Origin of the sequence: Streptomonospora nanhaiensis (assembly GCF_013410565.1) — a bacterium.
Lineage (GTDB): Bacteria > Actinomycetota > Actinomycetes > Streptosporangiales > Streptosporangiaceae > Streptomonospora > Streptomonospora nanhaiensis.
Genome location: NZ_JACCFO010000001.1, coordinates 5,827,809 through 5,854,450 on the forward strand (window position 1 = coordinate 5,827,809; position 26,642 = coordinate 5,854,450).

Below are 26,642 nucleotides of genomic sequence, written 5' to 3' on the forward strand. Positions count from 1 at the left end.
CAGCAAAGGAGCACAGCGACCATGAGCCAGGACACCCCCGCCGAACGGCCGGCCGCACTCGGCCGCCGCATCCTGGCCCGGCTGGTCGACGTAATCGTCCTGGGCGCCATCGGCATGCTCGTCACCGCCGCGGTGGTCAGCACCGTGCCCGGCGCCGACGACCCCCTGCGCATGGACGTCCTGCCCACCCTGCTGCTGTCGGTGGGGCTGTTCGCGCTCTACCTGGGCTACGAGGCCGCCTTCACCGCCGTCTACGGCGCCACCCCGGGCAAGCTGCTGCTGCGGCTGCGCGTGGTCGAGGCCGAGCCGGTGGTGGGCGCGCCGCGCGCGGGCGCGGTGGCCGTGCTCAAGCGCTCCTCCATCCTGTACGTGTCGGTGCTGCTCAACTTCGTCCCGGTGGTCAGCTTCCTGGGCCTGGTGGTGTCGGTCTACGCGGTCGTGTCCTCCCTGGTCGACCGCCCGCGCCACCGCGGCCTGCAGGACAAGGCCGCCGGAACCGCCGTGGTGAGCGGCGGGACCGGCCGCGCGGCGCCCGGTCCGGGCCGGGCGGCCGGGCGGTAGGGTCGGACTGCGCCAGTACCCCCCGATACCAATCGACACTCTCGATCACCGCAGTCGCCGAGGAGGTCCGGACCCGATGAGCTACCCCCCGCCCTATGACGGCGCGGCCGGGTCCCCCCGCAGCGCGCCGCACGCCGGCGGCGCCGGTGCCCCCAGCGGGCACGTACCGCCCTACCCGGGCCCCGACGGTCCGCTGCCCCACGCCGCGGCTCCGCCGCCCTACCCGGGCCCCGACGGCCCGGCGGCCGCCCCGCCGCGCTACCCGGCGGCCGAGGGCCCCGCCGCCGTCCCGCTCCCGCACGAGCCCCTGCCGCCCTACCGCCCCGTGCCGGGCGGTGCGGGGCCGGCGGCCGACCCCTCGGGGCGGCGCCCGCTCGCCGACTGGTGGCGGCGCGTGTGGGCCCGCGTCATCGACGGCGTCGCGGTGACCCTGCCCATCGCGGTCCTCGGGTTCATCGTGTCGCTGACCTTCGCGGGCGCCCAGGCGCTGAGCGGCGGGTTCTCCGAGACCAGCTTCTCGATCGTCTACGGCATCGTCACGTTCGTGCTGTCGGTCGTCTACGAGACCGTCTGCGTGAAGCGGTGGCGCCGCACCCTGGGCATGCACCTGATGGGGCTGGAGGTCGCCCCGGTGCGCGGCGCGGGGCGGCCCGGCCCCATCCCGGTGCTGTCGATGATCGCCCGCGCCTCCGTGCTGAACCTGCCCACGCTGGTGTCCTACAGCACCGGCTGGACCATCACCGTGGGCGTCGGGGTGATCCTGGCCTGCTACCTGTGGCCGCTGTGGGACCGGCCCAACCGGCAGGGCCTGCACGACAAGATCGCCGCCACGGTGGTCGTCCGCACGGACTGAGCGCCCGCGCACCCCGCCCCGCGGACGATGCACCCCCGCACAGGTACTACAGTGCGTAGTAATCCAGGGTCGTGCTGAAGGGGGGCCGCGCCATGTGCGCAGGAAGTGCCTGCGGGATGAGCCGGCGGCGGTTGTTCGGGGCGGCGGGGGTCGCGGGGGCGGCCGCGCTCGGCGTGAGCGCCTGCGGCTCGCCCCAGGACGGGCCCGCGCCCTGGGAGCGGCTGCGCGGCACGGTCATCGCCCGCACCGACGAGGTCCCGGTGGGCGGTGGCACGATCGTCATCGACGGCAAGATGGTCCTGACCCAGCCCGCCGAGGGCGACTTCAAGGCGTTCAGCGCCGTGTGCACGCACGCGGGATGCACGATCCAGGAGGTCGAGCGCACCATCCACTGCCTGTGCCACGGCAGCGAGTTCGACGTCTCCACCGGCGACGTGCTGAAGGGCCCGGCCGTGGAGGCGCTGCGGGAGCTGCCGATCACGGTGGCCAACGGCGAGATCACGCTGGACGAGGACGCCCCCGCGCGCTGATCCGGGCGGCGCCGCGGGGTCCGCCCGCGCCGCCCGGAGCACCCGGCCCTACTCGCCGTCGGAGCCGTCCTCGGCCGGGCGGGTGTCGGTCTCCGAACCGCTCGACCCCTTGACGGCCAGCGCGCCGTCGGGGCCGGGGGAGCCCGCGCGGTGGCCGTCGCGGCCGGTGCGGGAGCGGTAGGCCGACTCCGTGTAGACCGCGGCGAAGGGCAGTTCCTCGTCGCCGGGCATGATGAACTCGGTGCGGCGGCGGGGGAGCGCTTCGGGGAAGTTCTCGTTGATGTAGGTGATCAGGTGCTCGCGCAGGTCGCAGCACAGGTCCCAGCGGGCGTCGGAGTCGGCGGTGGTGACCACCGCGCGCAGCTGCACCAGGCCGCCCTCCAGGATGTCGGTGGCCTGCAGCGACCAGCGGCGGCCGTCCCACAGGGGGTGGTGGGAGACGTACTCGCCGACCTCCTCGCGGATCTTGTCGATCGGCACGGCCCAGTCGACCTGCAGCATCACCCAGCCGGTGATGGAGGCGCCCTGCTTGGTCCAGTTCTCGAAGGGGTTGGTCGTGAAGTGGGAGACGGGCACGACCAGGCGGCGCTCGTCCCACATCCGCAGGGTGACGGTGGTCAGGCTCAGCTCCTCGACCCGACCCCACTCGCCCTGGAAGACGACGATGTCGTTGAGGCGCAGGGCGTCGCTGAAGGCCAATTGGAGGCCGGCGAACACGTTGCCCAGGGTGGACTGCGCGGCGATACCGGCGACGACCGACAGCAGGCCGGCCGAGGCGAGGAGCCCGGCGCCCAGGCCCTGCACGGCGGGGAACGTGAACAGGATCGCGGCGACGGCCAGGATGCCGATGACGGTGGCGGCCACCCGCCGCAGCAGCCGGACCTGGGTCTGCAGGCGCCGCGAGCGGTGGTCGTCGTCGGCGTTCTTGACCGCGAGCCGGTCCAGGACGGTGTCGGTGATGGCGTAGGCGATACCGAGGGCGAACCACGTCAGGGTGGCGATCAGCAGGATCGTCATGGCGTGGTCGATGACGGGGAAGAGGGAGCGGTCCTCCATCTCGCGCCGCGTGGGCAGGGCGACGTTGACTCCGATGACCGCCGCGGCCGCGTAGGCGGAGTAGCGGCAGTGCCTCACCAGCGGGCCGGCCAGGGGTGAGACCTTGGAGAGCTGGTGGGTGAGCAGCCAGTGCGCCACCGTGACCACGAGCACGGAGACCAGGACGGCCACGCCGAGCCCGATCCACTGTGCGACATCCACGGAAACTGTCCCCTTCGCTCTAGGGAAATTCGGTCGATACCCGCCTAACCTAGGGCATGTGTATGCTGAATCGTGACATTCGGAACATGAGACTGCGCACGCGGCGGGATCGCGTGGAACCGCGATCCAGCTTAGACGGCGGCGGTCCGGCGCGCCGGGGACCAACGGCCGCACCGGCCGCGGCCGCCGCGGCGGCGCCCGGTCCTGGCGGCCCGGCCGGGTTTTCCCCAGGCGGCCCGACGAGTGGCCGAGCACCCCCGCCGCCCACCACAATGGAGCCATGGCAGCGCAATCCCACCTCCGGCCCCGCCCTGGATCGATCCCCACCTCACCCGGTGTGTACCGCTTCCGCGACTCCCACGGCCGGGTCATCTACGTGGGCAAGGCCAAGAACCTCCGCGCTCGCCTGTCCTCCTACTTCCAGGACTTCGCCGGGCTGCACCCGCGCACCCAGTCCATGGTCTCCACCGCCGCCGACGTCGACTGGACCGTCGTCGGCACCGAGGTCGAGGCCCTGCAGTTGGAGTACTCCTGGATCAAGGAGTACGACCCCCGCTTCAACGTCAAGTACCGCGACGACAAGAGCTACCCCTACCTCGCCGTCACCATGGACGAGGAGTTCCCGCGCGTGCAGGTCATGCGCGGCGCCAAGCGCAAGGGGGTGCGCTACTTCGGCCCCTACGGCCACGCCTGGGCCATCCGCGAGACCGTCGACCTCCTGCTGCGGGTCTTCCCGGTGCGCACCTGCTCGGCCGGGGTGTTCCGCAGCGCCCGCAACAGCGGGCGGCCCTGCCTGCTGGGCTACATCGGCAAGTGCGCCGCCCCGTGCGTGGGCCGCGTCGACCCCGAGGAGCACCGCCACCTGGCCGAGGACTTCTGCTCCTTCATGGCCGGCGACACCAGCCGGTTCATCCGCCGCCTGGAGCAGAGCATGCGCGAGGCCGCCGCCGAGCAGGAGTACGAGCGCGCCGCCCGCATCCGCGACGACATCCAGGCGCTGCGCACCGCGCTGGAGAAGCAGGCCGTGGTGCTGGGCGACTCCACCGACTGCGACGTCATCGCCATCGCCGAGGACCAGTTGGAGGCCGCCGCGCAGGTCTTCTACGTGCGCGGCGGGCGCATCCGGGGCCAGCGCGGCTGGGTCGTCGACAAGGTCGAGGACGTCACCACCGGCGAACTCGTGGAGCGCTTCCTCGCCCAGACCTACGGTAGCGGCGACACTTCCGGCGCCCCCGCCCCCCGCGGCGGCTCGCCCGAGGGCGGCGACACCGCGGCCATCCCGCGCGAGGTCCTGGTCTCGGCGCCCCCGGCCGACCGCGACGCCGTGGTCGCCTGGCTCACCGAGCGGCGCGGCGCCGCCGTCGACCTCCGGGTCCCCCAGCGCGGCGACAAGAAGGCCCTGCTGGAGACCGTCGCCAAGAACGCCGAACAGGCCCTGGCCCGGCACAAGACCCAGCGGGCCGGCGACCTCACCACCCGCAGCCGCGCGCTCAGCGAGATCCAGGACGCCCTGGGCCTTGACGAAGCCCCGCTGCGCATCGAGTGCTTCGACATCTCCAACCTCATGGGCGAACACGTGGTGGCGTCCATGGTGGTGTTCGAGGACGGCCTGGCGCGCAAGTCCGAGTACCGCCGGTTCAGCATCCGGGGCGCGGCCGGCGGCGTCGGCGGCGACTCCGCGCGGCGCTCGGAGCAGAACGACGTCGCGGCCATGCACGAGGTCATCAAGCGCCGCTTCAGCCGCTACCTGGAGGAGAGCAGCCGCACCGGCGAACTCGACCGCATGGGCGCCGAACTCGGCGCCGACGCCGGTTCCGGCGGCTCCGCCCCCGGCGACACCGCCCCCGGCGGCGCCGGTCCGGCGGCGCCCGGGGCACCGGACCCCGCACGCCCCGGCGAGGGCCCCGCGGCCGGGGCCGAGGCCGCGGGCGGCGCCCCGGCGCGCCCCGCCGCCGAGGCGCCCGCCAAGTTCGCCTACCCCCCTAACCTGGTGGTGGTCGACGGCGGTCGGCCCCAGGTGCAGGCGGCGCGGCGCGCGCTCGACGAACTGGGCATCGACGACATCGCGGTGTGCGGGCTCGCCAAACGGCTGGAAGAGGTGTGGCTCCCCGACGACGAGGACCCGGTGATCCTGCCCCGCACAGGCGAGGGCCTGTACCTCCTGCAGCGCGTGCGCGACGAGGCCCACCGGTTCGCCATCACCTACCACCGGCAGAAGCGGGCCAAGGCGCTCACCGGCAGCGCGCTGGACGACGTCCCGGGCCTGGGGCCCGCGCGGCGCACGGCACTGCTCAAGCACTTCGGCTCGGTCAAGAGACTGGCCGCGGCCACCGAGGAGGAGATCGCGCAGGTGCCCGGTATCGGCAAGACCACGGCGGGGGTCATCCACGCGCGGCTCTCGGGCGAGGAAGGAAACCATGACAGGGGCGGCGTCGGCACGGTCGAACGCGGCACGGCGGACGGGAACGGACAACACCATGGGGGATGACCAGACGCCGGCCGGCGACCTCAGCGGGGAACTCCCGCCCGAGATCGTCATCGTCACCGGAATGTCGGGCGCGGGCCGCAGCACCGCGGCGCGGGCGCTGGAGGACCTGGACTGGTTCGTCGTCGACAACCTGCCGCCGGGGCTGCTGCCCACGATGATCGACCTGGCCGGACGCACCCAGGGCGCGGTGCCGCGGGTGGCGGCGGTCGTCGACGTCCGCAGCATGGCCTTCACCGAGGACCTGCTCTCCACGGTCGAGGAGCTGCGCAGACGCGGCATCGCGGCGCGGGTGGTGTTCCTTGAGGCGGGCGACGACACCCTGGTCCGCCGCTTCGAGAGCGTGCGCCGCCCGCACCCGCTACAGGGCGACGGCCGGCTCACCGACGGCATCTCCCGCGAGCGCGAGACCCTGCGCGCCATCCGGGGCGAGGCCGACCTCGTGATCGACACCTCGCAGCTCAACGTGCACCAGCTCAAGGCCAAGGTGATCGGCTTCTTCGGCGACGCCGAGGAGGCCCGGCCGCGCGCCAACGTGGTCTCCTTCGGCTACAAGCACGGCCTGCCGGTCGACGCCGACCTCGTGCTGGACTGCCGGTTCCTGCCCAACCCGCACTGGGTCCCCGAGCTCCGGGCCATGAACGGCCGCGACGCCCCCGTTCGCGAGTACGTGCTGGCCCAGACCGGTGCCAAGGAGATGCTCGACTCCTACGCCGAGGTGCTGCGGCTGGTCATCTCCGGTTACCAGCGCGAGGGCAAGCACTACATGACCCTGGCGATCGGCTGCACCGGCGGCAAGCACCGCAGTGTGGCCATGGCCGAGCAGTTCGGCGAGCGCCTGCGCGAGCAGGGGGTCGAGGTCCACGTGGTGCACCGCGACGTCGGGCGGGAGTGACCCGGCGGCCGGGTGTGGGGTCCGGGTCGGGCCGCCGGGCTCGGGTCGGGGTCGGGTGGGGCCGTTCGGGTTCCGGACCGGGGCCGGCCCGGGTTGGGGCCTCCGGGGTTCGGGTTGGGCCGGTTCGGGCCGGAGCCGCGACCGGGGCCGGGGGCTGCGGGTGTTGCCGGGTTCCGTCCCGCTGCCCCCCGCCCGTCCCGCCGTCCGGCTCCCCGGGCCGCGTGGCCGCGGCGGCCCGTGGCGCCGGGCGCACCCGGTGGCCGGGTTGCGCGGCAGCGCCGCCGCGACGCGCCGGAGCGGGCGCGTGTCCCGCCCCGCGGCGGTGCGCCCGGAGCGAACGGGGATCGGCACCCTGACCGCCGCGATTCGGGGTGCGAAAGCCGCGAAGCAGGACGAGTACCGATCAGGTACGCCCTAGCATTGGCTGAATCCGCGGTGGCCGCCGCGCGTCATGGACGCGGCGGTCGGCCGATCGCCGCTGCGGTCGGTCCACGATGATCGGGACACGAGGTACGCAGACTCACATGTCAGACAACAGCCCCGGCAGCGACGACGGGAGACGCGGGACCAGCGCCGCGCCGTCGATGGATCCGGGCAGACACGACCCCGCCGAGCCCACCCCGCCTCGGGTGGTCGCCCTCGGCGGCGGACACGGCCTCCACGCGTCGCTCTCGGCGCTGCGGCGGGTCACGACCGACATCACCGCCGTCGTCACCGTCGCCGACGACGGGGGCTCCAGCGGCAGGCTGCGCCGGGAGCTGGGCGTGCTGCCGCCGGGCGACCTGCGCATGGCGCTGGCGGCGCTGTGCGGCGACGACGAGTGGGGCCACACCTGGAGCGAGGTCATCCAGCACCGCTTCCGCTCCGAAGGCGAGCTGCACGGCCACGCGGTGGGCAACCTGCTCATCGTGGCGCTGTGGGAGCTGCTGGGCGACTCCGTGGCCGGGCTCGACTGGGTGGGCCAGCTCCTGGGCGCCCACGGGCGGGTGCTGCCGATGTCCTCGGTGCCGCTGGACATCGTGGCCGAGGTGGAGGGCGTCGACCCCGCCCGCCCTTACGACCTGACCACGGTGCGCGGCCAGGTCGCCTGCGCCAGCACCCGGGGGCGGGTGCGCTCGATCTCGCTGGTCCCCGAGGAGCCGCCCGCCTCGCCGCAGGCGGTGAAGGCGGTCCGCGAGGCCGACTGGGTGGTCTTCGGCCCGGGGTCGTGGTTCACCAGCGTGCTGCCCCACCTGCTGGTGCCCGATCTCGCCCGCGCCCTGGTGGAGACCAAGGCGCGCCGGTTGGTCACCCTCAACCTCTCCCCGCAGAAGGGCGAGACGGACAACTTCCGGCCGGAGACCTACCTTGAGGTCCTGGCCGAGCACGCGCCGCACCTGGGCATCGACGTGGTCCTGGCCGACAGCGGGGTCGTCGGCGACACCAGCCGGGTGGGCGAGGTCGCCAAGGAGATGGGCGGCCGGCTCGTCGTGCAGGACGTGGCAGCCGGCGACGGCTCGCCGCGTCACGACCCGGACCTGCTGGCGGCGGCTTTCGATGAGGTCTTCCGGGGCTAGCCAGGGGCTGGGCGGGGCTGAGGAGGCCTGTCGGGGCCGGGCGGGGTGCGGTGGGCGTGGCCGGGCGGCCCGGCTGGACGGCGCGGCTGGGTGCGGGCGGCGGTTCCCGACCGGCGGGTACGGGTTCGGAGGAGCGCGAAGCACCTGGTCACGGGATGATCACCGGTCCGGAGCAACCCGGTCACCGGTCTCCGGACGCCGGGTTAGCGAGCGGGCACCGGGGCATCGGCACTGTATGAGCAAGCACCGCATCGACCTGCGGCGGGTGCGCGACCACCTGGACGAGGCCCCGCCGCCCGGCCGGGTCTTCCTGGTGGACCGCCTCTGGCCGCGCGGGGTCAGCAAGGAGGCCCTGCACTTCGATGACTGGGCCAAGGACGCCGCCCCCAGCAGCGACCTGCGCCGCTGGTTCCACGCCGACCCCGAGCGGTGGCCCCGGTTCCAGCGGCGCTACCGCGCCGAACTGGAGGACAACCCCGAGGCGCTGCGCCCCCTCCGGGAGGCCATGGCCGAGGGACCGGTGACCCTGCTCTACGCCGCCCACGACACCGACCGCAACCACGCGATGGTGCTCCGCGACTACCTCCTGGAGACGGCCGGGGAGACGGGCAAGTCGGGCAAGACGGGCGAGCAGGGGAACGGCAAGCAGGAGCAGGGCAAGGGCAGGGGCGACAAGGGCGCGGAGCGGAGCGGCGCCGCGAAGAAGGGCCCCGAGAAGAAGAGCGGGGACAACAAGAGCGCCGACAGAAGGAGCGCGGACAGGAAGAGTTCCGCGAAGTAGGGCGCAGTGGCGCAACGCGGTTGCGGAACGGTGCCGAAAAGCCGTTCAGGTCGCTTCGGGTACGGGCGAGCGCCCACCGGTACCGCCCCGCAGTGGCCAGGGCGGTGACGGCAGCGGCGAGTCCGGCGGTTGGTCGCAGGCGGGCGGTTTCGGTCGGCCGGGTTGATGGCTCGGGCAGCGTCGGGGCGGCGAGGGCGGCGGCGGGCTCTGGTGTGCGGTCATCGGTTCGGGCTGCGGGCGTCTGAGGTGGCATCGGGGGGCGGCGAGGGCGGCGGCGGGCTCTGGTGTGCGGTCATCCGTTCGGGCTGCGGATGTCTGAGGTGGCATCGGAGTGCGGAGTGCGGCGTTTTCAGTGGGGGCCGGGCGGCGGCCAGGCGGCCGGGGCGTCGGGTGCCTGCCGGGCCGGGGCTGGGGAGGCCGAGCGCGGCCGTTCTCCGCTCCGCGTGGGGCCGCAGGGAGCAAACCGGGCAAACCGGTCACCCAAGGCCTTGAATCTCACGGGGTGAGACAAAATCGGGGCCTTTCGCGACGATCCGGCATCCACGGTCGCCCAAACGGCCATCGCCGCCCCCGGCAGCGGCGGTGAGCTGGGCCGGGTGCGGCGCGTGGAGGTCGACATGTGCGTGCCGCTGCCCCTGCCCGGCGACATCCGCTACCGCTACGACCTCGGCGGCGGCGCGGCCATGGACACCGGCTGCTACGCCGCCCACCTGGCGCGGCTGCTGGGCGGCGAGGAGCCCGAGGTGGTCGCCGCCCGCGCCGCCACGCTGCGCCGCGCCCTCGCCGTGGACCGCGCGGTGACCGCCGAGCTGGCGTTCCCCTCCGGCGCCTCCGGGCGGCTGCGGGCCTCGCTGTGGTCGGCCCAACTGCTGTCGGTGGGCGCCCGCGTGGTGGGCGAGCACGGCGAGCTGCGGGTCGCCAACTTCCTCATGCCGCACCTCTTCCACCGGCTGCGCGTGCGCACGCCGCACGGCGTGCGCACCGAGACCGTCCCCGGCGATGCCACCTACACCGCCCAGCTGCGGGCGTTCGCCGCCGCCGTGCGCGAGGGCGCCCCGGTGCTCACGCCCGCCCGCGACGCCGTGCACACCATGGCGCTGCTGGACGCCGTCTACCGCGCCGCCGGGCTGCCCGTGCGCGGGTCCGCCCTCGACTGAGAGCGGCCCGCCCCCTCCGCCCGGCCCGGCGGCCCGGCGGCCCGGCCCGGCAGCCCGGCCCGCGCGCCCCCTCCGTGTGATCCCACCCACGCGAGGGCGCCCGGCCGGGCCCGGCACTCGCGCCGGCGCCCGGGCCCGCCCACCGGCCCGGTCGCCTATCGGCAGAGAACGGCATGGATCGGAAATCACGACTCGCCGTTTCGATCAGGGGTTTCGGACACGCGGGCGGGGGCGTGGCCATCTCCTCCGCGTTCAGTAGTCTGCGACGAAAGGACGCGCGCGGCCGGCAGGCGGTGCGCGGGGGAGCCGAGTGTGCGAGGGGACGCGTCCATGGCGATGACCGGCGTGGTGAAGGACGAGCTGAGCCGACTGACCGTTCTCAAGCCGTGCTGCCGCAAAGCCGAGGTCTCCACGATCCTCCGCTTCACCGGCGGGCTGCACCTGGTCAGCGGCCGGATCGTCATCGAGGCCGAGTTGGACACCGGCTCGGCCGCGCGCCGGCTGCGCAAGGACATCTCCGAGGTCTTCGGCCATGAGTCCGAGGTCGTCGTGCTGGCGCCCAGCGGCCTGCGCAAGGGCAGCCGCTACGTCGTGCGCGTCATCAAGGAGGGCGAGAGCCTGGCCCGCCAGACCGGCCTGATCGACAACAACGGCCGCCCGGTGCGCGGGCTGCCGCGCCACGTGGTGGCCGGGGGCGCCTGCGACGCCGAGTCCGCCTGGCGCGGCGCCTTCCTGGCCCACGGCTCCCTCACCGAGCCGGGCCGCTCGATGTCGCTGGAGGTCACCTGCCCCGGACCCGAGGCCGCGCTGGCGCTGGTGGGCGCCGCGCGCCGGCTCAAGGTGCACGCCAAGGCCCGCGAGGTGCGCGGCGTGGACCGCGTGGTGGTCCGCGACGGCGACTCCATCGGGGCGCTGCTGACCCTGCTCGGTGCCCACGGCAGCGTGCTGACCTGGGAGGAGCGCCGGATGCGCCGCGAGGTCCGCGCCACCGCCAACCGGCTGGCCAACTTCGACGACGCCAACCTGCGGCGCAGCGCCCGCGCCGCGGTTGCCGCCGGCGCCCGCGTGGAGCGGGCCCTGGAGATCCTCGGCGACGAGGCGCCCGAGCACCTGGTGGCCGCCGGGCAGCTCCGGCTGGCCCACAAGCAGGCGTCGCTGGAGGAGTTGGGCCAGCTGTCCTCGCCGCCGCTGACCAAGGACGCCATCGCCGGGCGCATCCGCCGCCTGCTGGCCATGGCCGACAAGCGCGCCGCCGACCTCGGGATTCCCGGAACCGAGGCCAACCTCACGGCCGACATGCTGGTGCCCTGAACACCGGCGCACACGCCCGGTCCCCGGGGCCGCGGAGCCGCCCTGCGGCCCCGCGCGCGGGCCCGGCCGTGTGCCGTTTTGTGACTGGTCAGACCGTCCGGAAAACTTCGGAAAATGGTCTAGACCTGTAGCGGTGCCGGTGCGAGCATGGTCCCGGCGCCGGCCCCCCGTACCGGGGTGAGGCACGCGCGACCGCCCTGCTGGGGGGCGATAGGCTCGGAAGTGAACCCGGCGCTGAAGACACGCCTGGCCCGACCTCGCGTCGGCCGCGGCAGCAGTACCTACGAACACGTGAGGAGCTTGGTTACCGTGACCATCCGTGTAGGCGTGAACGGTTTCGGCCGGATCGGCCGCAACTTCTGGCGCGCGGCCCGCGCCGCCGGCAGCGAGGTCGAGATCGTCGCGGTCAACGACCTCACCGACAACGCCACCCTTGCCCACCTGCTCAAGTACGACACCGTCCTGGGCACCCTCGAAGGCGACGTGGAGGTCGGCGACGACTCCATCCGCGTCGGCAACGCCACCGTCAAGACCCTTGAGGAGCGCGACCCGGGCAAGCTGCCCTGGGGCGACCTCGGTGTCGACGTCGTCATCGAGTCCACCGGCCGGTTCACCAAGGCCGAGGACGCCAAGAAGCACATCGACGCCGGTGCCAAGAAGGTCATCGTCTCCGCGCCCGCCAAGGGCGAGGACATCACCATCGTGATGGGCGTCAACGACGACAAGTACGACCCCGCCCAGCACCACGTGCTGTCCAACGCCTCCTGCACCACCAACTGCGTGGCGCCGATGGCCAAGGTCCTGCTCGACAGCTTCGGCATCGTCAAGGGCCTCATGACCACCACCCACGCATACACCAACGACCAGGTCATCCTGGACTTCCCGCACAAGGACCTGCGCCGGGCCCGCGCCGCCGCGCAGAACATCATCCCCACCACCACCGGTGCCGCCAAGGCCACCGCCCTGGTGCTGCCCGAGCTGCAGGGCAAGCTCGACGGCATCGCCATGCGGGTGCCCGTGCCCGACGGCTCGGTCACCGACCTGGTGGTGGAGCTGGAGCGCGAGGTCACCAAGGACGAGGTCAACGCCGCGTTCAAGGCCGCCGCCGAGGGGCCGCTCAAGCAGTTCCTCACCTACACCGAGGACCAGATCGTCTCCTCCGACATCGTCGGCACCCCGGCCTCCTGCACCTTCGACTCCAGCCTGACCATGGCCTTCGGCTCGACCGTCAAGGTCATCGGCTGGTACGACAACGAGTGGGGCTACTCCAACCGCCTCGTGGACCTGGCCAAGCTGGTCGGCTCCCGCCTGTAGTTCCGGACGACCCCAGCCGTGTGAGCGCCGGTGCGGCGCCCCCCGCCCGTGGCGAGGGGCGCCGCCGTCGCGCGGGCCCGCCCCACACGGCGCCACTCCCGCGGAATGGAGACCCCATGCGCACCATCGACGACCTCGACGTCTCGGGCAAGCGCGTGTTCGTCCGGGCCGACCTCAACGTGCCCCTCGACGGCGACCGCATCACCGACGACGGCCGCATCCGGGCCAGCCTGCCCACGATCACCACGCTGCGCGAGCGCGGCGCCCGCGTCGTCGTCGCGGCGCACCTGGGCCGCCCCAAGGGCGCGCCCGACCCCGCCTACTCCCTGCGCCCCGTGGCCGCGCGCCTGGGCGAGCTGCTGGGCACCGAGGTCGCCTTCGCCACCGACACCGCCGGCGACTCCGCCCGCGAGGTGACCGCGGCGCTGGCCGACGGCGAGGTCGCCCTCATCGAGAACCTGCGCTTCGAGCCCGGCGAGACCAGCAAGGACGACGCCGAGCGCGGCGAGTTCGCCGACCGCCTGGCGCGGCTGGCCGACCTCTACGTCGGCGACGGCTTCGGCGCGGTGCACCGCAGGCACGCCAGCGTCTACGACCTGCCCCAGCGCCTGCCGCACGCGGTGGGCGGCCTGGTCCTGGCCGAGGTCGAGGTGCTGCGCACCCTCACCGGAGACCCCCGCCGCCCCTACGCGGTGGTCCTGGGCGGCTCCAAGGTCTCCGACAAGCTCGGTGTCATCGACAACCTGCTGGGCACCGCCGACCGCCTGCTCATCGGCGGCGGCATGGTCTTCACCTTCCTCAAGGCCAAGGGCTATGAGGTCGGTAAGAGCCTGCTGGAGGAGGACCAGCTCGACACCGTGCGCGAGTACCTCCAGCGCGCCGAGAAGCAGGGCGTGGAGATCGTGCTGCCGGTCGACGTGGTGGCCGCCGAGGCGTTCTCCGCCGACGCCCCCCACGCCCCGGTCGACGCCGACGCCATCCCGGCCGACCGCATGGGCCTGGACATCGGCCCCAAGAGCCGCGAGCTGTTCGCGAGCCGGCTCGCCGACACCGCCACCGTCTTCTGGAACGGGCCCATGGGCGTCTTCGAGATGGAGCCCTACTCCCACGGCACCCGCGCCCTGGCCCAGGCCCTCATCGACTCCGGGGCCTTCACCGTGGTGGGCGGCGGCGACTCCGCCGCGGCCGTGCGGTCGCTGGGCTTTGCGGAGTCGGCGTTCGGCCACATCTCCACCGGCGGCGGCGCCAGCCTGGAGTACCTGGAGGGCAAGCGGCTGCCCGGTATCGAGGCGCTGGCCGACTGACCCCGCGCCGGCGGCCCGTCCCCGGTCCGCCGGCGCACGCCCTTCACGCACACAAGCCCCGAGGAACGACACCCATGGCACAGCCCACCCGCACCCCGTTGATCGCCGGCAACTGGAAGCTGAACAACAACCACCTTGAGGCGATCGCCCTGGTGCAGAAGCTGGCGTTCTCGCTCACCGACGCCGACCACGACACCGCCGAGGTCGTCGTGCTGCCGCCGTTCACCAGCCTGCGCAGCGTGCAGACCCTGGTCGACGGCGACAAGCTGCGGATCGGCTACGGCGCCCAGGACATCTCCGCCCACGACAAGGGCGCCTACACCGGCGAGGTCTCCGGCCCCATGCTCGCCAAGCTCGGCTGCGCCTACGCGCTGGCCGGCCACTCCGAGCGCCGCGAGTACCACCACGAGGACGACGCGGTCGTCAACGCCAAGGTGAAGGCCGCCTTCGCCGCCGACATCACGCCGATCCTGTGCCTGGGCGAGGGCCTGGACGTCCGCAAGGCCGGCGGGCAGGTGTCCCACACCCTGGCCCAGCTCGACGGCGCCCTCAAGGACGTCACCGCCGAGCAGGCCGCGCGCCTGGTGGTCGCCTACGAGCCGGTGTGGGCCATCGGCACCGGCGAGGTCGCCACGCCCGAGGACGCCCAGGAGGTCTGCGGCGCGCTGCGGGCCCGCCTGGCCGAGCTGTACTCCGCCGAGACCGCCGCCGCCACCCGGATCCTTTACGGCGGGTCGGTCAAGGGCGACAACATCGCCGGGATCATGGAGCAGGCCGACGTCGACGGCGCCCTGGTGGGCGGCGCCAGCCTCAAGCCCGAGGAGTTCGTGCGGATCGCCCGTCTGGGCCGGGAGCGCTGAGCCCGGTGCCCGGCCGGGGGAGCGGGGCCGCCGCGCCCCCTCCCCGGCCGGGCACCCGGCCTCCGGCCCCGCCGTGCGCGGGGGCGCGGGCGGCCGGAACGGACAAGGGAGCGCCGGCGCCGGGTTAGACTGCCCGGAGGTACCTTTCCGCAATCAACGTATGCCTCAGCGGCACACGGTAGAATCCAGCATTGTCCCCGGTCCCTCCTCCACTGGACCGCCGGCCCGCCGCGGTGGACCGGTACACGGACCCGGGGAGCCCAAGGTCATCAATTCCCCCGCATCGGGGTCGAGTTACGGGTGAGCACGTGATCCTCGGTCTGTCCATAGTCGTGATGCTCTGCAGCGTGCTGCTGGTCCTGATGGTGCTGTTGCACAAGGGCAAGGGCGGCGGGCTCTCCGACCTGTTCGGGGGCGGCGTCACGTCCTCCCTGGGCGGGTCCTCGGTCGTCGAGCGCAACCTGGACCGGCTGACCATCGCCATCGGCCTGGTGTGGATCGTCGCCGTGGTGGCTCTGGGCCTGCTCCTCAACCAGGGCGGCGTCTAGCCGCCCTCCTCCACACGCCCCCTGGCCCCGCCCGCGTGGCGCGGGTCCGCGTGTACCGCACCCTGTTGCCGTGCGGAGCGCACTTTCGCCGTTGACAAAGGAGTTACTCGTGGGAAGTGGCAGCGCCATCCGTGGCAGCCGCGTCGGTGCCGGACCGATGGGTGAGGCCGAGCGCGGGGAGTCCGCGCCGCGCATCCGGGTCCCCTTCTACTGCGCCAACAAGCACGAGGTGGTTCCGAGCTTCGCGCACGAGGCCGCCGTCCCCGACGAGTGGGACTGCCCCCGCTGCGGTTTCCCCGCCGGCAAGGACCCGCAGAACCCGCCGGCGCCGCCGCGCACCGAGCCCTACAAGACCCACCTCGCCTACGTGAAGGAGCGCCGCAGCGAGGAGGAGGGCCGCCTCATCCTCGACGAGGCCCTGGCCAAGCTGCGCGCCGACCGCGCCGAGGTCGAGGCCTACATGCGCGCCAACGCCAACTGACCGCTCGGCCCCGCCGCGCCCGCCGACTCACCCCGGCCGGCGCCCGCCCAGCCTGCGGGTGAGTTCGGCGGCGGCCTCGCGCGCGCTCGCGGCCAGCGCCGGGACCGGCAGCGGCCGGTCGCCGGCGGGCACGGTCAGGCTGATCGCCGCCGCCGGCGCGCCGTTGTGGTCGAAGGCGGCCGCCGCCACCGACGAGAACCCCTCGCTCACCTGCCCCTCCTCCACCGAGAACCCCGCCCGCCGCTCGGCGGTCAGGACCTCCCGCAGCTCACCGGGGGTGCGGGGCCCCCGCCCGGTGCGGTCCACGAAGTGCCCGGCGTCGGGGTAGAGCGCCCGCACCTGGGCGCGCGGCAGGTGGGCCAGCAGGGCCCGGCCCGAGGCGGTCAGGTGCGCGGGAAGCCGCACGCCCACGCCGGTGACCAGCGCGGGCGTGTGCGGCGGATGCTCCTTGAGCAGGTAGAGGGTGTCGGCGCCGTGCAGGACGCCCAGGTGCGCGGTGGCGCCGGTCTCCTCGACCAGTTGGCGCAGCAGCGGGCGGGCCAGGCGCTCCAGGGGGTCGTGGCGCAGGAACGCCGACCCGATCTCGAAGGCCGCCACCCCCAGCCCCCACCGGTGCTCCTCGGGCAGGTGGACGACGAACCCCTCCTCGGCCATCGCCTCCAGGAGCTGGTAGACGCTGGAGCGCGGCAGGCCCAGCTCCGAGGCGATGGCCGTTGCCGCCACCGGGCCCGGGCGGGTCGCCAGGTAGCGCAGCAGCCGCAGGGCCCGCGTGGCTGCTGGAACATGGCTCATACCGCGATTGTGGCATGCCCGGTATCGGCTCTCAGGTGCCGCAGGGGCGGCCCACGCCGGGCACGCGCAGCGCGCGGACCTGGAGCCGCCCGCAGGCGCAGCGGGTGTAGAGGAGCATTCCGGTGGAGGTCGGGTGCCGCGACACCACCTGGTAGACGTCCGCTTCCGGCCATCCGCAGTCGGGGCAGCGGGCCTCGTGTTCGGCGTGTGCTTCCATGCCTCCAGTCTCGACCGCCGCTTATGTTCATGTCCATCGCAGGTTTGCGCACGAAACCGTGTAGCCTCGGCTTCATGTTCGACTTGCGACGGCTGCGGGTGCTGCGGGCGGTCCACCACCACGGCACGGTCACCGGCGCGGCCGAGGCGCTGCACCTGAGCCCCTCGGCCGTCTCCCAGCAGATCCGCCAGCTCGCCAAGGAGCTGGGCGTGGCGCTGCTGGAGCCCGACGGCCGCCGGGTGCGGCTGACCTCGGCGGCCGTGGTGCTGCTGGACCACGCCGACGCGCTGAGCACCCGCTGGGAGCAGGCGCTGGCCGACCTCGCCGTGCACGCCGACGGCGACGCCGGGCCGCTGCGCATCGCCGGCTTCGCCACGGGCATCGCCGTGCTGCTGGCGCCCGCCGCCGCACTGCTGCGCCGCTCCCGCCCGCGGCTGTCGGTGTCGGTCACCCAGGCCGAGACCGGGGAGTGCTTCGACATGCTGCTGGCGGGCTCGGCCGACCTCGCGGTGTTCGTGCCCGATCCCACGGTCGTGGTCGCCGAGGACTCCCGCTTCGACCAGCGGGTCCTCATCGAGGAGCCGCACGACCTGCTGGTGCCCGCCGGCCACCCCCTCGCCGGGCGGTCCAGCGTCGCCCTGTCCGAGGCCGCGCGCGAGGACTGGGTCATCCCCGACGACTCCTGCGGCCACCACCGGCTGGTGCAGGTGGCCTGCGCCTCCGCCGGGTTCACCCCGCGCGTGGCGCACGTGGCCACCGAGTGGAGCGCGGCCACCGCGCTGGTCGCCCACGGGCTGGGTGTCACCCTCGCGCCGCGCATGCTGCCGATCGCCACCGCCCACCCCATCGCGCGGGTGCCGCTGCACGGCTCCGCCACGCCGGTGCGCTCCATCCTCACCTGCGTGCGCGCCGGAAGCGCCGACCACCCGGCCGTCGCGCACGGACTGGCGGCCCTGCGCGAGGTGGCCGAGGCGGCCGCGGCGTCCCCGCGCCAGGCGGCCGAGCCCGCCGTCGCCTGAAGCCCGGCCCCCGCGTCCGAGATACCAGACGCATCGACGGTGTGGGGGCTCGCGCCCCGGGCCCGCGGCGCGTGCAATAGGGGTATGCCCACCCCGATCGACATCGGCCCCCGCGGCCTGACCGCCGAGGCGGTCGTGGCCGTGGCCCGCCACGGCGCCCCCGTGCGCCTCACCGCCGAGGCCCGCGCGGCCCTGGCCGCGGGCCGCAAGCGCGTCGAGGCCCTCGCCGCCGACACCGCGCCCGCCTACGGAGTCAGCACCGGGTTCGGCGCGCTGGCCACCCGCCACATCGCCCCCGAGTCGCGCGCCCGCCTCCAGACCTCGCTCATCCGCTCCCACGCCGCCGGCACCGGCGAGGAGGTGGAGCGCGAGGTGGTCCGCGCGCTGATGGTGCTGCGGCTGCGCACCCTGGCCAGCGGCGCCACGGGCGTGCGCCCGGGCACCGCCGAGGCCCTGGCCGGCCTGCTCAACGCCGGAATCACCCCCGAGGTCCACGAGTACGGCAGCCTCGGCTGCTCCGGCGACCTCGCACCGCTGGCGCACGTCGCCCTGGCCCTCACGGGCGAGGGGCGGGTGCGCGACGCCGAGGGCGCGGTGCGCCCCGCCGCCGAGGCGCTGGCGGCGGCCGGGCTGGAGCCGGTCCGGCTGGCCGCCAAGGAGGGGCTGGCGCTCATCAACGGCACCGACGGCATGCTGGGCATGCTGCTGCTGGCGCTGGCGGACCTGGCGGAGCTGCTGCGGGTCGCCGACATCACCGCCGCCATGAGCGTCGAGGCGCTGCTGGGCACCGACCGGGTCTTCGCCGCCGAACTCCAGGCGCTGCGCCCTCACCCCGGCCAGGCCGCCGCCGCGGCCAACATGCGCGCGCTGCTGGCCGACTCCGCGATCGTGGCCTCCCACCGCGGCCCCGACTGCACCCGCGTGCAGGACGCCTACTCGCTGCGCTGCGCGCCGCAGGTCGCCGGCGCCGCCCGCGACACCCTCGACCACGCCCGCGCCGTGGCCGAGCGCGAACTCGCCGCCGTCATCGACAACCCGGTGGTGCTGGAGGACGGCCGGGTGGAGTCCAACGGCAACTTCCACGGCGCGCCCGTGGGCTACGCCCTGGACTTCCTGGCGATCGCGGTGGCCGACGTCGCCGCCATCGCCGAGCGGCGCACCGACCGCATGCTCGACGTCGCCCGCTCCCACGGCCTGCCCGCGTTCCTCGCCGACGACCCCGGCGTGGACTCCGGCCACATGATCGCCCAGTACACCCAGGCGGGCATCGTCGCCGAGCTGAAGCGGCTGGCCGCGCCCGCCAGCGTCGACTCCATCCCCAGCTCGGCCATGCAGGAGGACCACGTGTCGCTGGGGTGGTCGGCCGCGCGCAAGCTGCGCCGCGCCCTGGCGGGACTGCGCTCCGTGCTGGCCGTGGAGCTGATCACCGCCGCCCGCGCCCTGGACCTGCGCGCCCCGCTTTCCCCGGCGCCCGCCACCGCGGCCGTGCGCGACGCCGTGCGCGCCCGGGTGCCCGGCCCCGGCCCCGACCGCCACCTCGCCCCCGAGATCGCGGCCGCCGCCGACCTCATCGCCGAGGGCGCCGTCACCGCCGCCGCCCGCACCGTCACCCCGCTGCGCTGACCGCCAGGAGGACCCCGCCATGACCACCACACCGGGTGCGCGGACCGTGCGCGCGCCCCGCGGCACCGCCCGCACCGCCAAGGGCTGGGCCCAGGAGGCCGCCCTGCGCATGCTGCACAACAACCTCGACCCCGAGGTCGCCGAGCACCCCGACCGGCTGGTCGTCTACGGCGGCAGCGGCCGGGCCGCCCGCGACTGGGCCAGCTTCGAGGCGATCACCCGCGAACTGCGCGCGCTGGCCGACGACGAGACCCTCCTGGTGCAGTCGGGGCGGCCGGTGGGCGTGCTGCGCACCCACGAGTGGGCGCCGCGCGTGCTCATCGCCAACGCCAACCTCGTGGGGGACTGGGCCACCTGGCCGGAGTTCCGCCGCCTGGAGGCCCTCGGGCTGACCATGTACGGGCAGATGACCGCCGGGTCCTGGATCTACATCGGCACCCAGGGGATCCTCCAGGGCACCTACGAGACGTTCGGCGCCGTGGCCGCCAAGCGGTTCGGCGGCACCCTCGCCGGCACCATCACGCTCACCGCCGGCCTGGGCGGCATGGGCGGCGCCCAGCCGCTGGCCGTCACCATGAACGAGGGCGTGGCGATCGTCGTGGAGTGCGACCCCTCCCGCATCGAGCGCCGCATCGCCCACCGCTACCTCGACACACGCGCCGGCGGCCTCGACGAGGCGCTCGCGCTGGCCGAACGCGCCCGCGACGAGCGCCGGCCCCTGTCCATCGGCGTGCTCGGCAACGCCGCCGACGTGCTGCCCGAGCTGCTGCGGCGCGGCGCGCCCGTCGACATCGTCACCGACCAGACCTCCGCCCACGACCCGCTGGCCTACCTGCCCAGCGGTGTGGACTTCGCCGACTGGGCCGACTACGCCGCCGCCCGCCCCGAGGAGTGCGCCCGCCGCGCCCGGGAGTCCATGGCCGCGCACGTGGCCGCCATGGTCGGGTTCGCCGACGCCGGCGCCGAGGTGTTCGACTACGGAAACTCCATCCGCGGCGAGGCGCGGGCCGCCGGCTACGACCGCGCGTTCGACTTCCCCGGGTTCGTGCCCGCCTACATCCGCCCGCTGTTCTGCGAGGGCAAGGGCCCCTTCCGGTGGGCGGCGCTGTCGGGAGACCCCGCCGACATCGCCCGCACCGACCGGGCCGTGCTGGAGCTGTTCCCCGACAACACCCACCTGGCCCGCTGGATCGGCATGGCGCGGGAGCGGGTGGCGTTCCAGGGGCTGCCCGCCCGCATCTGCTGGCTGGGCCAGGGCGAGCGCGCCGCGGCGGGGCTGCGGTTCAACGAACTGGTCGCCTCCGGCGAGGTCAGCGCGCCGCTGGCCATCGGCCGCGACCACCTCGACACCGGGTCGGTGGCCTCGCCCTACCGCGAGACCGAGGCCATGCGCGACGGCTCCGACGCCATCGCCGACTGGCCGCTGCTCAACGCCCTGGTCACCGCGTCCTCGGGCGCCTCGTGGGTGTCCGTCCACCACGGCGGAGGGGTGGGCATGGGGCGGTCGCTGCACGCCGGGCAGGTCAGCGTGGCCGACGGCACCCCGCTGGCCGCCGCCAAGCTGGAGCGGGTGCTGACAAACGACCCCGCCACCGGTGTCATCCGGCACGCCGACGCGGGGTACGCCGAGGCCGAGGAGGTCGCGCACCGCCACGGCATCCGGCTGCCCATGCGCGACGGCGGCGGCCCCGACCCCGCCGGCTAGCCCGGCGCGGGCGAAGGCGCGGCACGGCCCGCGGCGCACGCGGCGCAAGCACCAGTCACCACGAGGGGACGCGGCAGATGAGCGAGGTCTTCGACCGGCTGTGGGAGCGGCTCGCCCCGCTGGGCCGGCACCGCACCACCGGCGGCTACCGCAGGTTCTCCTGGGGCCCGGCCGACGCCGAGGTGCGCGCGTGGTTCACCGAGTCAGCCCGCGCGCTCGGCCTCGACGTCGAGACCGACCGCAACGGCAACCTGTGGGCGTGGTGGGGCGCCCCCGGGCCCGACGCGGTGGTCACCGGCTCCCACCTGGACTCCGTGCCCGACGGCGGCGCCTACGACGGGCCGCTGGGCGTGGTCAGCGCCCTGGCGGCGGTGGCCGAGCTGCGCGGGCGCGGGCTGCGCCCGCGCCGCCCCCTGGCCGTCACCGTGTTCGTCGAGGAGGAGGGCGCCCGCTTCGGCGTGCCGTGCCTGGGCACCCGGCTGCTGACCGGCGCCATCACCCCCGACCGGGCCGCGCGCCTGACCGACGCCGAGGGCACCACCTGGGCGGCGGCCATGGCCGGGGCCGGGCTGGACCCCGAGCGCATCGGCGCCGACCCCGACCTCCTCGGCCGCGTCGGGGTGTTCGTGGAGCTGCACGTGGAGCAGGGCCGCGCCCTGGCCCGCACCGACGCCCCCGTCGGCGTGGCCTCGGCGGTGTGGCCGCACGGCCGCTGGCGGCTGGACTTCGCCGGCCAGGCCGACCACGCCGGCACCACCCGGCTGGCCGACCGCAACGACCCCATGCTGCCCTTCGCCGAGACCGTCCTGGCCGCCCGCGCCGCCGCGCACGCCAACGACGCCCTGGCCACGATCGGCAAGGTGCACGTGGCGCCCAACGGCACCAACGCCATCCCCTCGCGGGTGCGCGCCTGGCTGGACGCGCGGGCGCCCTCGGAGGCCGCGCTGCGCGCCGTGGTGCAGCGCGTCGACTCCGCCGCGCGGCGCAGCGCCGCCGACCACGGGGTCACCCTGGCCACCTACCTGGAGTCCGCCTCGCCGGTGGTGCACTTCGACCGCGCGCTGCGCGACCGGATCGCGGCGCTGGTGGGCGGCGCGGCCGGCCCCGCGCCGGTGCTGCCCACCGGGGCCGGCCACGACGCCGCCGTGCTGTCCAGCGCGGTGCCCACCGCGATGCTGTTCGTGCGCAACCCCACCGGTCTCTCCCACGCCCCCGAGGAGTTCGTGGAGCCCGCCGACCGCCACGCCGGGGTCGCCGCGCTGACCGAGGTGCTGGCCGAACTCGCCGGGGCCGGTCCGGAGGGGCAGGCGTGAGCGCCGCCGCGCGGCCCGCACGCCACTGGTGCGCGTGGGCGCTGCCGGACTCCCGCGCGGGCGGCGCCGCGCAGCCGGGCGTGCTGGTCGAGACCGCCGGCGGGGTCATCACCGCCGTGTCCACCGGCACCGCGCCGCCGCCCGACGCCGAGCGGCTGGACGGGCTGGTCGTGGCCGGCCTGGCCAACGCCCACTCCCACGCCTTCCACCGGGCGCTGCGCGGGCGCACCGGCGAGGACGGCGGCAGCTTCTGGACCTGGCGCGACGCCATGTACCGGGTGGCCGCGCGGCTGGACCCCGACTCCTACCACCGGCTGGCCCGCGCGGTCTACGCCGAGATGGCGCTGGCCGGGGTCACCTGCGTCGGGGAGTTCCACTACGTGCACCACGACCCGGCCGGGCGGCGCTACGCCGACCCCAACGCCATGGGCGCGGCGCTGGTGGCCGCCGCCGCCGACGCCGGGATCCGCATCACCCTGCTCGACACCTGCTACCTGGCGGGCGGGCTGGACGGCGCGGCCGGGCACGCCCCGCTGGAGGGTCCCCAGGCGCGCTTCGGCGACACCGACGCCGACACCTGGGCCGCCCGGGTGGCCGCGTTCGAGCCCGGCGGCGGCCACGCGCGGCTCGGCGCGGCCGTCCACTCGGTGCGGGCGGTCCCGCGCGACCAGATCGCCCGCATCACCGCCATCGGCGCCGAGGCGGGCTGGCCGGCCGTGCACGTCCACCTCTCCGAGCAGCCCGCCGAGAACGCCGCCTGCCGCGCCTTCTACGGCGCCACCCCCGCCCGGCTCCTCGCCGACACCGGGTTCCTGGACCGGCTGCGGCCCACCCTCGTGCACGCCACCCACCTCACCCCCCAGGACGCCGCGCTGGTGCGCGCCGCCGGCGCGCGGGTGTGCCTGTGCCCCACCACCGAGCGCGACCTCGCCGACGGCCTGCCCGACCTGGCCGCGCTGCGCGGCACCGCGCTGGCCCTGGGCAGCGACGGCCACTCCGCGATCGACCTGTGGGAGGAGGCCCGGGGCGCCGAGATGCACGAACGGCTGCGCACCGGCCGACGCGGCACCCTGGCCGCCGCCGACCTGCTCACCGCGCTGCACACCGCCGGGCACGCCGCCCTGGGCTGGGCCGGGTCCACGGGGGAGCGCGGCGCCGAGGCCGGGCGCATCGCCGCGGGCGCCCGCGCCGACCTGGTCGTGCTGGGGCTCGACGGCGTGCGGCTGGCCGGGTTCGACCCCGCCCGCGCCGCCGACGCCGCGGTCTTCGCCGCCACCGCCGCCGACGTGCGCCACGTCATGGCCGACGGCCGCTGGATCGTGCGCGACGGCGTCCACACGCTGATCCCCGACGCCCCCGCCCAGTTGGACGCCGCCGTCCGCGAGGTCGCGGCGTGAACCCCGAGCCGGCGCCCGCCGGCCCGCACCCGGAAGGGAGGCAGGCGCCCGGCGCCCGAACGGGCGGCCCGGCGCCGCGACGCCCGTGACCACCACCCCGCCCGGCCCCGCCGCGCCGGCCGCCGCCTCGGTCCTGGTCGACCGCATCGGCACCCTGGTGACCAACGACCCCGCCCTGGGCACCGGCCCGCTGGGCGAGATCACCGACGCCGCCCTGGTCGCCGAGGGCGGCCGGGTCGCCTGGGCCGGGCCGCGCGCCCAGGCGCCCGCCGCCGACACCCGCGTGGACGCGGCCGGGCGCTGCGTGGTGCCCGGGTTCGTCGACAGCCACTCCCACATCGTCTTCGCCGGTGACCGCAGCCGGGAGTTCGAGGCGCGCATGAGCGGACGCCCCTATGAGGCGGGCGGGATCCGCACCACCGTGGCGGCCGTGCGCGCCGCCGACGACACCGCACTGGCGGCCACCGCCGCCGGGCTGCTGCGCGAGGCACGCGCCCAGGGCACCACCACCCTGGAGGTGAAGTCGGGCTACGGCCTCAGCGTCGCCGACGAGGAGCGCTGCCTGCGGGTGGCCGCCTCCCTCACCGAGGAGACCACCTTCCTGGGCGCCCACGTGGTGCCGCCCGAGTACGCCGAGGACCCCGCCGGCTACGTCGACCTGGTCACCGGCCCCATGCTCGCGGCGTGCGCGCCGCACGCCCGCTGGATCGACGTGTTCTGCGAGCGCGGCGCGTTCGACGCCGACCAGGCGCGCGCCGTGCTGCGGGCGGGCCGCGAGCGCGGGCTGGGCCTGCGCGTGCACGGCAACCAGCTCGGGCCCGGGCCGGGCGTGCGCGTGGCGGTGGAGGAGGGAGCGGCGTCGGTGGACCACTGCACCCACCTCACCCGCGAGGACGTGGCCGCGCTCGCCGACGCCGCCGCAGGCGGCCCGGGAACGGTGGCCACACTGCTGCCCGGCGTGGACTTCTCGACCCGCCAGCCCTACCCCGACGCGCGCGCCCTGCTGGACGCCGGCGCGGTGGTGGCGCTGGCCGGCGACTGCAATCCCGGCACGTGCTTCAGCACGAGCATGGCCTTCTGCGTGGCGCTGGCCGTGCGCGAGATGCGCATGACGCCGGCCGAGGCGCTGTGGGCGGCCACGGCGGGCGGCGCCCGCGCGCTGCGCCGCACCGACGTGGGGCACCTGGGGGTGGGCGCCCGCGCCGACCTGGTGCTGCTGGCGGCCCCCAACCCGGTCTACCTCGCCTACCGGCCCGGTGTGCCGCTGGTCGCGGCGGTGTGGAAGGACGGGGAGCGGGTGGCGGGCCGGCCATGAGGGGCGCGCGGCAAAGCGCGACCGGTGTCGGCAGGTCCTAACGTCGGCGTAGCACGCCCGAAATGTGCCCCTCCCATCCTGGAAGGGAGTCGGCGCGCACCCCCGGGAGGCAACGGCGCCTCCCGGGGGGACGCGCTCTAGCGGCAAGGGGGCGCAATGGCTTTGTGGCGGATCCGCACCGTCGTGGAGGACCGGCCCGGGCAGTTGGCCGGACTGGTCGACGCCATGGCCGCCCAGGGCGGCAACATCGTGGGGCTGTCCATCCACGCCGACGCGGCCGGGGTGGTGGACGAGTTCGTCGTCGACGTCCCCGGCGAGCACTACACGCTGCTGCGCGAGGTCGCGCGGCGCAGCGTGAGCGACAGCGACTCCGTCACGGCGGTCCCGGCCCAGCCGCGCGAGGTCGGCGACGACGTCACCAAGGCCCTGCTGCTCACCGCCCGGCTGCGCAGCGCGCCCAACCGGCTGCCCGAGGCGCTGGGGGAGCTGCTGCAGGCCGAGGACGCCCGCTGGACCAACCTCACGCGCTCGGCACCGGAGTTCCTGGAGGAGCCCGAGACCACGCTGGTGGTACCGGTGGGGCCGCTGCGAGGGGTGCGGCTGCGCCGCCCCGACCAGCCGTTCACCTGGACCGAGACCGCCCGCGCCGACGCCCTGGTGCGCTCGGTGCTGCCGCCCAGCGGCCCGGCGCCCACCGACGGGCGCCTGGTCACCGGGCGCGGGGTCGACCTCAACGTGCGCCAGGTCGGCGCGGCCGACGCCGAGGCGATCCAGCGGCTGCACCGCCGCTGCTCGGGCGAGACCACGCGGCGGCGCTACTTCTCCAGCGTGCGCCAGTTGACGCCGCGCATGCTCGGGGTGTTCTGCGACCCCGAGCTGGGCCTCACCCTGGCGGCCTACCCCGCCCGGGGCGGCGATCCCGTGGCGCTGGCCCACCTGATGTACACCCTCGACCCCGGGGTCGGCGAGATCGCGTTCCTGGTCGAGGACGAGTGGCAGAACAAGGGCGTGGGAACGGCGCTGACCCGCGTGCTCACCGCGGTCGCGGCCGACTGGGGACTGGCCGAGGTCCGCGCCGAGACCGTGGCCGGCAACGCCCAGATGCAGCGGATCATGCGCCGCATGGGCGCCACCATCGGCCCGCCGCGCGACGGCGTGGTGCAGGCCCGGCTGCCGGTGGCGGGCGCGCTGCCCGCCCGGCGCATGGGGCCGCTGGCGGGTCTGATGACCGAGCCGGGCGCCGCCGGCACCTGAGAAGAGCCCTCCTGAAAGGCGGCGGGGGAGACTGGTGAAATGGGGCGCTGGTCTCCCCCGCTCACGCCGTCGGCGCCGCGCATCGGGGGCCGGACCCGGGCACCGGCCGGGACG

Annotated in this window: 24 protein-coding genes; 21 read left to right on the top strand and 3 right to left on the bottom strand. The window is 75.2% G+C overall.

The features are described 5' to 3' along the window. The first annotated feature begins 21 nt into the window (after positions 1 to 21). The 3 genes from HNR12_RS25650 to HNR12_RS25660 all read left to right on the top strand — a co-directional run bounded on the left by HNR12_RS25650 (position 22) and on the right by HNR12_RS25660 (position 1,944). Positions 22 to 561 carry an RDD family protein gene (locus HNR12_RS25650; protein WP_179769948.1) on the top strand — a complete coding sequence of 180 codons (540 nt, stop codon included), beginning with the start codon at positions 22 to 24 and terminating at the stop codon, positions 559 to 561. A gap of 76 nt (positions 562 to 637) precedes the next feature. Continuing rightward, positions 638 to 1,414 carry an RDD family protein gene (locus HNR12_RS25655; RefSeq protein ID WP_179769949.1) on the top strand — a complete coding sequence of 259 codons (777 nt, stop codon included), beginning with the start codon at positions 638 to 640 and terminating at the stop codon, positions 1,412 to 1,414. Between the two features lie 92 nt (positions 1,415 to 1,506). After that, positions 1,507 to 1,944 carry a Rieske (2Fe-2S) protein gene (locus HNR12_RS25660; RefSeq protein ID WP_372451119.1) on the top strand — a complete coding sequence of 146 codons (438 nt, stop codon included), beginning with the start codon at positions 1,507 to 1,509 and terminating at the stop codon, positions 1,942 to 1,944. A gap of 48 nt (positions 1,945 to 1,992) precedes the next feature. Here the strand turns inward: HNR12_RS25660 and HNR12_RS25665 are convergent, their stop codons facing one another. After that, positions 1,993 to 3,201, bottom strand: a complete 1,209-nt coding sequence (locus HNR12_RS25665; RefSeq protein WP_217782518.1) for a mechanosensitive ion channel family protein — start codon at positions 3,199 to 3,201, stop codon at positions 1,993 to 1,995. Between the two features lie 280 nt (positions 3,202 to 3,481). On the opposite strand from HNR12_RS25665, the gene uvrC reads away from it, so the two are divergent. The 11 genes from uvrC (at position 3,482) to HNR12_RS25720 (ending at position 15,893) form a co-directional block, all read left to right on the top strand. Continuing rightward, positions 3,482 to 5,689: an excinuclease ABC subunit UvrC gene (gene uvrC / locus HNR12_RS25670; RefSeq protein WP_179769950.1), complete on the top strand. Its 2,208-nt coding sequence runs from the start codon at positions 3,482 to 3,484 to the stop codon at positions 5,687 to 5,689. Beyond that, a complete protein-coding gene (gene rapZ / locus HNR12_RS25675) occupies positions 5,679 to 6,581 on the top strand; it encodes an RNase adapter RapZ (RefSeq protein ID WP_179769951.1) in 903 nt (300 codons plus the stop codon). Before uvrC ends, rapZ begins: the two co-directional genes overlap by 11 nt. A gap of 584 nt (positions 6,582 to 7,165) precedes the next feature. After that, complete coding sequence (locus HNR12_RS25680; RefSeq protein ID WP_179770915.1) at positions 7,166 to 8,137, top strand: gluconeogenesis factor YvcK family protein; 972 nt, start codon at positions 7,166 to 7,168, stop codon at positions 8,135 to 8,137. 235 nt (positions 8,138 to 8,372) lie between these two features. After that, positions 8,373 to 8,918, top strand: coding sequence for a DUF488 family protein, N3 subclade (locus HNR12_RS29635; protein ID WP_218902051.1), 546 nt, complete (start codon positions 8,373 to 8,375; stop codon positions 8,916 to 8,918). A gap of 587 nt (positions 8,919 to 9,505) precedes the next feature. After that, positions 9,506 to 10,075 carry a Gfo/Idh/MocA family protein gene (locus HNR12_RS25690; protein WP_276516441.1) on the top strand — a complete coding sequence of 190 codons (570 nt, stop codon included), beginning with the start codon at positions 9,506 to 9,508 and terminating at the stop codon, positions 10,073 to 10,075. A 330-nt stretch (positions 10,076 to 10,405) separates the two neighbouring features. Next, a complete protein-coding gene (gene whiA, locus HNR12_RS25695) occupies positions 10,406 to 11,386 on the top strand; it encodes a DNA-binding protein WhiA (protein ID WP_179769953.1) in 981 nt (326 codons plus the stop codon). Positions 11,387 to 11,695: 309 nt separating this feature from the next. Then, on the top strand, positions 11,696 to 12,700 hold the full coding sequence (gene gap / locus HNR12_RS25700; RefSeq protein ID WP_179769954.1) for a type I glyceraldehyde-3-phosphate dehydrogenase: 1,005 nt from the start codon (positions 11,696 to 11,698) through the stop codon (positions 12,698 to 12,700). A 116-nt stretch (positions 12,701 to 12,816) separates the two neighbouring features. Continuing rightward, on the top strand, positions 12,817 to 14,004 hold the full coding sequence (locus tag HNR12_RS25705; protein ID WP_179769955.1) for a phosphoglycerate kinase: 1,188 nt from the start codon (positions 12,817 to 12,819) through the stop codon (positions 14,002 to 14,004). 74 nt (positions 14,005 to 14,078) lie between these two features. After that, on the top strand, positions 14,079 to 14,864 hold the full coding sequence (tpiA, locus tag HNR12_RS25710) for a triose-phosphate isomerase (RefSeq protein ID WP_179769956.1): 786 nt from the start codon (positions 14,079 to 14,081) through the stop codon (positions 14,862 to 14,864). A 308-nt stretch (positions 14,865 to 15,172) separates the two neighbouring features. Then, positions 15,173 to 15,412 (top strand): preprotein translocase subunit SecG, encoded by a 240-nt coding sequence (gene secG / locus HNR12_RS25715; RefSeq protein WP_179769957.1) that lies wholly within the window; start codon positions 15,173 to 15,175, stop codon positions 15,410 to 15,412. A 109-nt stretch (positions 15,413 to 15,521) separates the two neighbouring features. Next, positions 15,522 to 15,893 carry an RNA polymerase-binding protein RbpA gene (locus tag HNR12_RS25720; protein WP_179769958.1) on the top strand — a complete coding sequence of 124 codons (372 nt, stop codon included), beginning with the start codon at positions 15,522 to 15,524 and terminating at the stop codon, positions 15,891 to 15,893. Between the two features lie 27 nt (positions 15,894 to 15,920). Here the strand turns inward: HNR12_RS25720 and HNR12_RS25725 are convergent, their stop codons facing one another. Continuing rightward, positions 15,921 to 16,685, bottom strand: coding sequence for an IclR family transcriptional regulator (locus HNR12_RS25725; RefSeq protein ID WP_179769959.1), 765 nt, complete (start codon positions 16,683 to 16,685; stop codon positions 15,921 to 15,923). A 31-nt stretch (positions 16,686 to 16,716) separates the two neighbouring features. Continuing rightward, complete coding sequence (locus tag HNR12_RS25730; protein WP_179769960.1) at positions 16,717 to 16,902, bottom strand: hypothetical protein; 186 nt, start codon at positions 16,900 to 16,902, stop codon at positions 16,717 to 16,719. A 74-nt stretch (positions 16,903 to 16,976) separates the two neighbouring features. On the opposite strand from HNR12_RS25730, the gene HNR12_RS25735 reads away from it, so the two are divergent. The 7 genes from HNR12_RS25735 to HNR12_RS25765 all read left to right on the top strand — a co-directional run bounded on the left by HNR12_RS25735 (position 16,977) and on the right by HNR12_RS25765 (position 26,528). Beyond that, positions 16,977 to 17,921: a LysR family transcriptional regulator gene (locus HNR12_RS25735; protein ID WP_179769961.1), complete on the top strand. Its 945-nt coding sequence runs from the start codon at positions 16,977 to 16,979 to the stop codon at positions 17,919 to 17,921. An 84-nt stretch (positions 17,922 to 18,005) separates the two neighbouring features. Continuing rightward, positions 18,006 to 19,544: a histidine ammonia-lyase gene (hutH, locus tag HNR12_RS25740; RefSeq protein WP_179769962.1), complete on the top strand. Its 1,539-nt coding sequence runs from the start codon at positions 18,006 to 18,008 to the stop codon at positions 19,542 to 19,544. A gap of 19 nt (positions 19,545 to 19,563) precedes the next feature. Then, the gene (hutU, locus tag HNR12_RS25745) at positions 19,564 to 21,249 is read left to right on the top strand and encodes a urocanate hydratase (protein ID WP_179769963.1); all 1,686 of its coding nucleotides are present in this window, start codon (positions 19,564 to 19,566) and stop codon (positions 21,247 to 21,249) included. A 77-nt stretch (positions 21,250 to 21,326) separates the two neighbouring features. Further along, positions 21,327 to 22,562 carry an allantoate amidohydrolase gene (locus HNR12_RS25750; RefSeq protein WP_179769964.1) on the top strand — a complete coding sequence of 412 codons (1,236 nt, stop codon included), beginning with the start codon at positions 21,327 to 21,329 and terminating at the stop codon, positions 22,560 to 22,562. After that, positions 22,559 to 23,959, top strand: coding sequence for a formimidoylglutamate deiminase (locus tag HNR12_RS25755; RefSeq protein ID WP_179769965.1), 1,401 nt, complete (start codon positions 22,559 to 22,561; stop codon positions 23,957 to 23,959). The genes HNR12_RS25750 and HNR12_RS25755 overlap by 4 nt, the downstream gene beginning before the upstream one ends. A gap of 85 nt (positions 23,960 to 24,044) precedes the next feature. After that, positions 24,045 to 25,274 (top strand): imidazolonepropionase, encoded by a 1,230-nt coding sequence (gene hutI, locus HNR12_RS25760; RefSeq protein ID WP_179769966.1) that lies wholly within the window; start codon positions 24,045 to 24,047, stop codon positions 25,272 to 25,274. A 156-nt stretch (positions 25,275 to 25,430) separates the two neighbouring features. Then, entirely contained in the window at positions 25,431 to 26,528 is a 1,098-nt protein-coding gene (locus tag HNR12_RS25765) for a GNAT family N-acetyltransferase (protein ID WP_179769967.1), read from the top strand. The last annotated feature ends 114 nt before the right edge of the window (positions 26,529 to 26,642 follow it).

Excerpts from the sequence above, each read along its gene's own strand:
- hutH (WP_179769962.1), top strand. The coding sequence starts at position 18,006 with ATGCCCACCCCGATCGACATCGGCCCCCGCGGCCTGACCGCCGAGGCG.
- uvrC (WP_179769950.1), top strand. The coding sequence starts at position 3,482 with ATGGCAGCGCAATCCCACCTCCGGCCCCGCCCTGGATCGATCCCCACC.
- rapZ (WP_179769951.1), top strand. The coding sequence starts at position 5,679 with ATGGGGGATGACCAGACGCCGGCCGGCGACCTCAGCGGGGAACTCCCG.
- tpiA (WP_179769956.1), top strand. The coding sequence starts at position 14,079 with ATGGCACAGCCCACCCGCACCCCGTTGATCGCCGGCAACTGGAAGCTG.
- HNR12_RS25705 (WP_179769955.1), top strand. The coding sequence starts at position 12,817 with ATGCGCACCATCGACGACCTCGACGTCTCGGGCAAGCGCGTGTTCGTC.
- HNR12_RS25680 (WP_179770915.1), top strand. The coding sequence starts at position 7,166 with ATGGATCCGGGCAGACACGACCCCGCCGAGCCCACCCCGCCTCGGGTG.
- HNR12_RS25650 (WP_179769948.1), top strand. The coding sequence starts at position 22 with ATGAGCCAGGACACCCCCGCCGAACGGCCGGCCGCACTCGGCCGCCGC.
- HNR12_RS25765 (WP_179769967.1), top strand. The coding sequence starts at position 25,431 with ATGGCTTTGTGGCGGATCCGCACCGTCGTGGAGGACCGGCCCGGGCAG.
- whiA (WP_179769953.1), top strand. The coding sequence starts at position 10,406 with ATGGCGATGACCGGCGTGGTGAAGGACGAGCTGAGCCGACTGACCGTT.
- HNR12_RS25750 (WP_179769964.1), top strand. The coding sequence starts at position 21,327 with ATGAGCGAGGTCTTCGACCGGCTGTGGGAGCGGCTCGCCCCGCTGGGC.
- HNR12_RS25655 (WP_179769949.1), top strand. The coding sequence starts at position 638 with ATGAGCTACCCCCCGCCCTATGACGGCGCGGCCGGGTCCCCCCGCAGC.
- HNR12_RS25730 (WP_179769960.1), bottom strand. The coding sequence starts at position 16,902 with ATGGAAGCACACGCCGAACACGAGGCCCGCTGCCCCGACTGCGGATGG.
- HNR12_RS25725 (WP_179769959.1), bottom strand. The coding sequence starts at position 16,685 with ATGAGCCATGTTCCAGCAGCCACGCGGGCCCTGCGGCTGCTGCGCTAC.
- HNR12_RS29635 (WP_218902051.1), top strand. The coding sequence starts at position 8,373 with ATGAGCAAGCACCGCATCGACCTGCGGCGGGTGCGCGACCACCTGGAC.
- hutU (WP_179769963.1), top strand. The coding sequence starts at position 19,564 with ATGACCACCACACCGGGTGCGCGGACCGTGCGCGCGCCCCGCGGCACC.
- HNR12_RS25660 (WP_372451119.1), top strand. The coding sequence starts at position 1,507 with ATGTGCGCAGGAAGTGCCTGCGGGATGAGCCGGCGGCGGTTGTTCGGG.
- HNR12_RS25735 (WP_179769961.1), top strand. The coding sequence starts at position 16,977 with ATGTTCGACTTGCGACGGCTGCGGGTGCTGCGGGCGGTCCACCACCAC.